Genomic DNA, 5,419 nt, shown 5'->3' with positions numbered 1-5,419 from the left:
TCGCGCCGCAAAACGGCGCAAAGGTTAAACACCTTTGGCACCTTGACAACCGGATACTGTGGATGGGATCACACAAACAAAAATGTGTGATCAAAAAGACAGCAAAATCTTTGATAGATCCACATGGTTTTGTTAATCAAATAACAAAACCACCTATCAATTAATTTGAACTTATGAACTCAAATAAGAGTTCAGGATTCGAACGGAGAGTTTGATCCTGGCTCAGGATGAACGCTGGCGGCGTGCTTAACACATGCAAGTCGAACGATTAAAGCACCTTCGGGTGTGTATAGAGTGGCGAACGGGTGAGTAACACGTGACCAACCTGCCTCATGCACTGGGATAACTACTGGAAACGATAGCTAATACCAGATACTATCTTTTATCCGCATGGATAAAAGATGAAAGCTTATACGGCATGAGATGGGGTCGCGGCCCATTAGGTAGTCGGCGGGGTAACGGCCCACCGAGCCTGCGATGGGTAGCCGGACTGAGAGGTCGATCGGCCACATTGGGACTGAGATACGGCCCAGACTCCTACGGGAGGCAGCAGTGGGGAATATTGCGCAATGGGGGAAACCCTGACGCAGCAACGCCGCGTGCGGGATGAAGGCTTTCGGGTTGTAAACCGCTTTCAGCAGGGAAGATACAAGACGGTACCTGCAGAAGAAGCCCCGGCTAAATACGTGCCAGCAGCCGCGGTAATACGTATGGGGCAAGCGTTATCCGGATTCATTGGGCGTAAAGCGCGCGCAGGCGGGTGCCTAAGCGGGACCTCTAATCTCGGGGCTCAACCCCGAGCCGGGTTCCGAACTGGACACCTCGGGTTCGGTAGGGGAGATCGGAATTCCCGGTGTAGCGGTGGAATGCGCAGATATCGGGAAGAACACCGATGGCGAAGGCAGATCTCTGGGCCGCAACCGACGCTGAGGCGCGAAAGCTGGGGGAGCGAACAGGATTAGATACCCTGGTAGTCCCAGCCGTAAACGATGAACACTAGGTGTGGGGAAGACTTCTTTTCCGTGCCGCAGCTAACGCATTAAGTGTTCCGCCTGGGGAGTACGGCCGCAAGGCTAAAACTCAAAGGAATTGACGGGGGCCCGCACAAGCAGCGGAGCATGTGGCTTAATTCGAAGCAACGCGAAGAACCTTACCAGGGCTTGACATGTAGGTGAAGCGGTGGAAACACCGTGGCCGAAAGGAGCCTACACAGGTGGTGCATGGCTGTCGTCAGCTCGTGTCGTGAGATGTTGGGTTAAGTCCCGCAACGAGCGCAACCCCTGTTCTGTGTTGCCAGCATTTAGTTGGGGACTCACAGAAGACTGCCGGCGTTAAGCCGGAGGAAGGTGGGGACGACGTCAAGTCATCATGCCCCTTACGTCCTGGGCTGCACACGTGCTACAATGGCCGGCACAGAGGGTTGCCACCCCGCGAGGGGGAGCGGATCCCTAAAAGCCGGTCCCAGTTCGGATCGTAGGCTGAAACCCGCCTGCGTGAAGTCGGAGTTGCTAGTAATCGCGGATCAGCATGCCGCGGTGAATGCGTTCCCGGGCCTTGTACACACCGCCCGTCACACCACCCGAGTCGTCTGCACCCGAAGCCGCCGGCCTAACGCAAGAAGGAGGCGTCGAAGGTGTGGAGGGTGAGGGGGGTGAAGTCGTAACAAGGTAGCCGTACCGGAAGGTGCGGCTGGATCACCTCCTTTCTAGGGAGATACCCTTATAGAAAGATTAAAACTAACTCATACCTCAAATAGTATGGGATCTATCACTTCCATCCCAGCATCCGGCTGCCAAGGTGCTAAGAGTGTATATATAACCTTGTAAATCTGCACCTTGACATCTGCATAGCGCGCGATAGTCCGCTGCCAATATATGGACTGTCGCGCGGGAGAATAAGTTATGCGACAGATTATTCAATTCGAAGCTGTTATTACCTAAATAGGGTAGCTTCGCAAACAAATCTGTCACGGACGATCGCAAATAATTGGTACATTTCTACCTATCAAGGTAGTGTTCGTGGTACACACTTGTGTGCCCGATTAAATCTTGTTTTCTTGTGAAGCGAAGATGATACGGGCGTGCGGTGGATGCCTTGGCACAGGCAGTCGATGAAGGACGCGGCAAGCTGCGATAATCTCTGGGGAGGGGCACACACCCGTTACTATCCAGAGGTCTCCGAATGGGGGAACCCATCTGGGGTCATGCCCAGATACCCGGTTTGTGAACACATAGCTTTCCGGGAGACTACCCGCTGAACTGAAACATCTAAGTAGGCGGAGGAAAAGAAATCAACCGAGATTGCGCGAGTAGCGGCGAGCGAAAGCGCAAATGAGCCCAAACCCGGGCGCGTGTAAGCGGCGAGGCGTTGCCGCCCGGGGGTTGTGGGTTTAGGCTTTTACAAGACTCGCATCTTGTAATGTGGTATACAAAGCAGACATCTAGCAAAACGGTATGGAAAGGCCGGCGAAACAGGGTGAGAGCCCCGTATGCGAAAGGTGATCTGGCCATATGCCTTATACCCGAGTAGGTCCGCTCACGTGAAAGGCGGCCCGAATCTGGGGGGACCACCCTCCAAGGCTGAATACTGACCTGTGACCGATAGTGAACCAGTACCGTGAGGGAAAGGTGAAAAGCACCCCGGGAGGGGAGTGAAATAGCACCTGAAACCGCACGCCCACGAGCAGCCGGAGCAGTCATTTGCGCTGTGACGGCGTGCCTTTTGTAGAATGAGCCAGCGAGCCACCGTATACGGCAAGGTTAAGCTAGAAAAGCGAGCCGAAGTGAAAGCGAGCCTTTAAGATGGCGTTTTAGTCGTATGCGGTGAGGCGCGAAGCCGGGTGAGCTATCCCAGGCCAGGCTGAAGCGGGGGTAAGACCCCGTGGAGGGCCGAACCCACTTGGGTTGAAAACCGAGGGGATGAGCCTGGGATAGGGGTGAAAGGCCAATCAAACCCGGAGATATCTCGTTCTCCCCGAAATAGCTTTAGGGCTAGCCCCGAAGCGTTCTCCTTAGGTGGTAGAGCCACCGGATCTTTGAGGGGGCGTCACAGCCTGCCGATGAGAACCGAACTCCGAATGCCTAAGGATAAAAGCTCGGGAGTCAGGTCACGTGGGATAAGCCGCGTGCCCGAGAGGGAAACAGCCCAGACCGCCCGCTAAGGTCCCTAAGTACATGCTAAGTGGCAAAGGATGTGCGTCTGCCCAGACAACCAGGATGTTGGCTTAGAAGCAGCCATGCATTTAAAGAGTGCGTAACAGCTCACTGGTCGAGTGGACATGCGCCGACAATTAACGGGGCTAAAGCATGTCACCGAAGCGGCGGGTTGACAGTTTATCTGTCAGCGGTAGGGGAGCTTCCCACACGGCGGCGAAGCGGATGGGTGACCATCCGTGGAGTGTGTGGGAGTGAGAATGCTGGCATGAGTAGCGAGAGCGGGGCGAGAAACCCCGCCGCCGCAAGCCCAAGGTTTCCTGGGGAAGGCTAATCCCCCCAGGGTCAGTCGGGAGCTAAGGCGAGGGCGAAAGCCGTAGTCGATGCACAACGGGTTGATATTCCCGTACCGCTAACCAGACGTTATACCGATGAGGCGACGGAGGAGGGCAGCCGGGCGGGGTTCTGGACGTCCCCGTGAAAGCGTGTAGGGGCTAGTCGCATGGAAATCAGCGACTAGACATTCCCTGAGACGTGAGACGAAGCGAGTATTCGCGAAGCCGGTCATCCCATGCTCCCTAGAAAAACCCCTAGGAAGACTGGTTGGCGCCCGTACCAAAACCGACACAGGTGGGCGGGTAGAGTATACCGAGGCGATCGGGAGAACCATGGTCAAGGAACTCGGCAAAATAGCCCCGTAACTTCGGGAGAAGGGGCGCCGCTTTTGGTGAAGATGTTTACCATCTAAGCTTTAGGCGGCCGCAGTGAAGAGGCCCAAGCGACTGTTTACCAAAAACACAGGACTCTGCGGAAAGTCGTAAGACGAAGCATAGGGTCTGACGCCTGCCCGGTGCTGGAAGGTCACGAGGAGCCGTTAGCAGCAATGCGAAGCGGCGAATCTAAGCCCCAGTAAACGGCGGCCGTAACTATAACGGTCCTAAGGTAGCGAAATTCCTTGTCGGGTAAGTTCCGACCTGCACGAACGGCGCAACGACTTGGGCGCTGTCTCGACCATGGACCCGGTGAAATTGCATTGTTCGTGAAGATGCGAGCTACCCGCGGAAGGACGGAAAGACCCCGTGAACCTTTACTGCAGCTTGGCATTGGCATCTGGTACGGCGTGTAGAGGATAGGCAGGAGGCTTTGAAGTGGGGGCGCAAGCCCTCATGGAGCCACCCTTGGAATACTGCCCTCGCCGTGCTGGCTGCCTAACGCGCGGCCGTGAACCGGCGTGCGGACCGTGTCAGGTGGGTAGTTTGACTGGGGCGGTCGCCTCCTAAAATGTAACGGAGGCGCGCGTAAGGTCCGCTCAGGACGGTCGGCAACCGTCACCTAAGAGCGCAAGAGCGTAAGCGGGCTTGACTGCGAGGCATACATGCCGAGCAGGTGCGAAAGCAGGCTCTAGTGATCCGGCGGCCCCATGTGGGAGGGCCGTCGCTCAACGGATAAAAGGTACTCCGGGGATAACAGGCTGATCTTGCCCAAGAGTCCACATCGACGGCAAGGTTTGGCACCTCGATGTCGGCTCATCGCATCCTGGGGCTGGAGCCGGTCCCAAGGGTATGGCTGTTCGCCATTTAAAGCGGTACGCGAGCTGGGTTCAGAACGTCGTGAGACAGTTCGGTCCCTATCCTCCGCGGGCGTAAGGGAATTGAAGGGAGCTGCCCCTAGTACGAGAGGACCGGGGTGGACGCACCTCTGGTGGCGCGGTTGTCGGCCAACGGCATGGCCGCCTAGCTACGTGCGGTACGGATAACCGCTGAAAGCATCTAAGCGGGAAGCCGGCCCTAAGATTAGTTCCCTTTTTGGTAAGGGCCCAGATAGACTATCTGGTTGATAGGACGCAGCTGTAAGCGTGGTGACACGTTCAGGCGAGCGTTACTAATAGCCCGAGCTCTTCACTTCTTAAATATTAAAGAAGACATACCTTCAATTGTAGAGACTCCGATAAAGACTTATTTTTCCTGTGTGACATATAGCTGGTTTATCACGCGCATGCAGATCTCAGGGTGTAGATAAGAGCACCTTATGTGAGCGGAACCATAGAGCGGGGGATCACCCGATCCCATTCCGAACTCGGAAGTTAAGCCCCGCATCGCCGATGGTACTGCGACGTCAGGTCGCGGGAGAGCAGGTCGTTCCGCTCACATAGGGTGCTTTATGTTTTCTTGGATAAATCAGAGTATGTATCAGCCGCCCATGAGGCGGTTTTGTTTTATATAGACTTTGTGAGTGATAAGAGGGATGCGGTGTGCGATATAATCGTA

General features: G+C 55.5%; 3 rRNA genes. All 3 read left to right on the top strand.

The features are described 5' to 3' along the window. Positions 1-199 precede the first annotated feature (199 nt). The 3 genes from G7Y37_RS08985 to rrf all read left to right on the top strand — a co-directional run bounded on the left by G7Y37_RS08985 (position 200) and on the right by rrf (position 5,299). A 16S ribosomal RNA gene (locus tag G7Y37_RS08985) occupies positions 200-1,705 on the top strand. A gap of 357 nt (positions 1,706-2,062) precedes the next feature. Beyond that, positions 2,063-5,057, top strand: a 23S ribosomal RNA gene (locus G7Y37_RS08980). A 127-nt stretch (positions 5,058-5,184) separates the two neighbouring features. After that, positions 5,185-5,299 (top strand): 5S ribosomal RNA (rrf, locus tag G7Y37_RS08975). The 16S, 23S and 5S rRNA genes sit together here, the layout of an rRNA operon. The last annotated feature ends 120 nt before the right edge of the window (positions 5,300-5,419 follow it).

Source organism: Adlercreutzia sp. ZJ154 (genome assembly GCF_011039055.1).
GTDB lineage: Bacteria > Actinomycetota > Coriobacteriia > Coriobacteriales > Eggerthellaceae > Adlercreutzia_A.
This window is presented reverse-complemented; position numbering and strand designations above follow the sequence as displayed.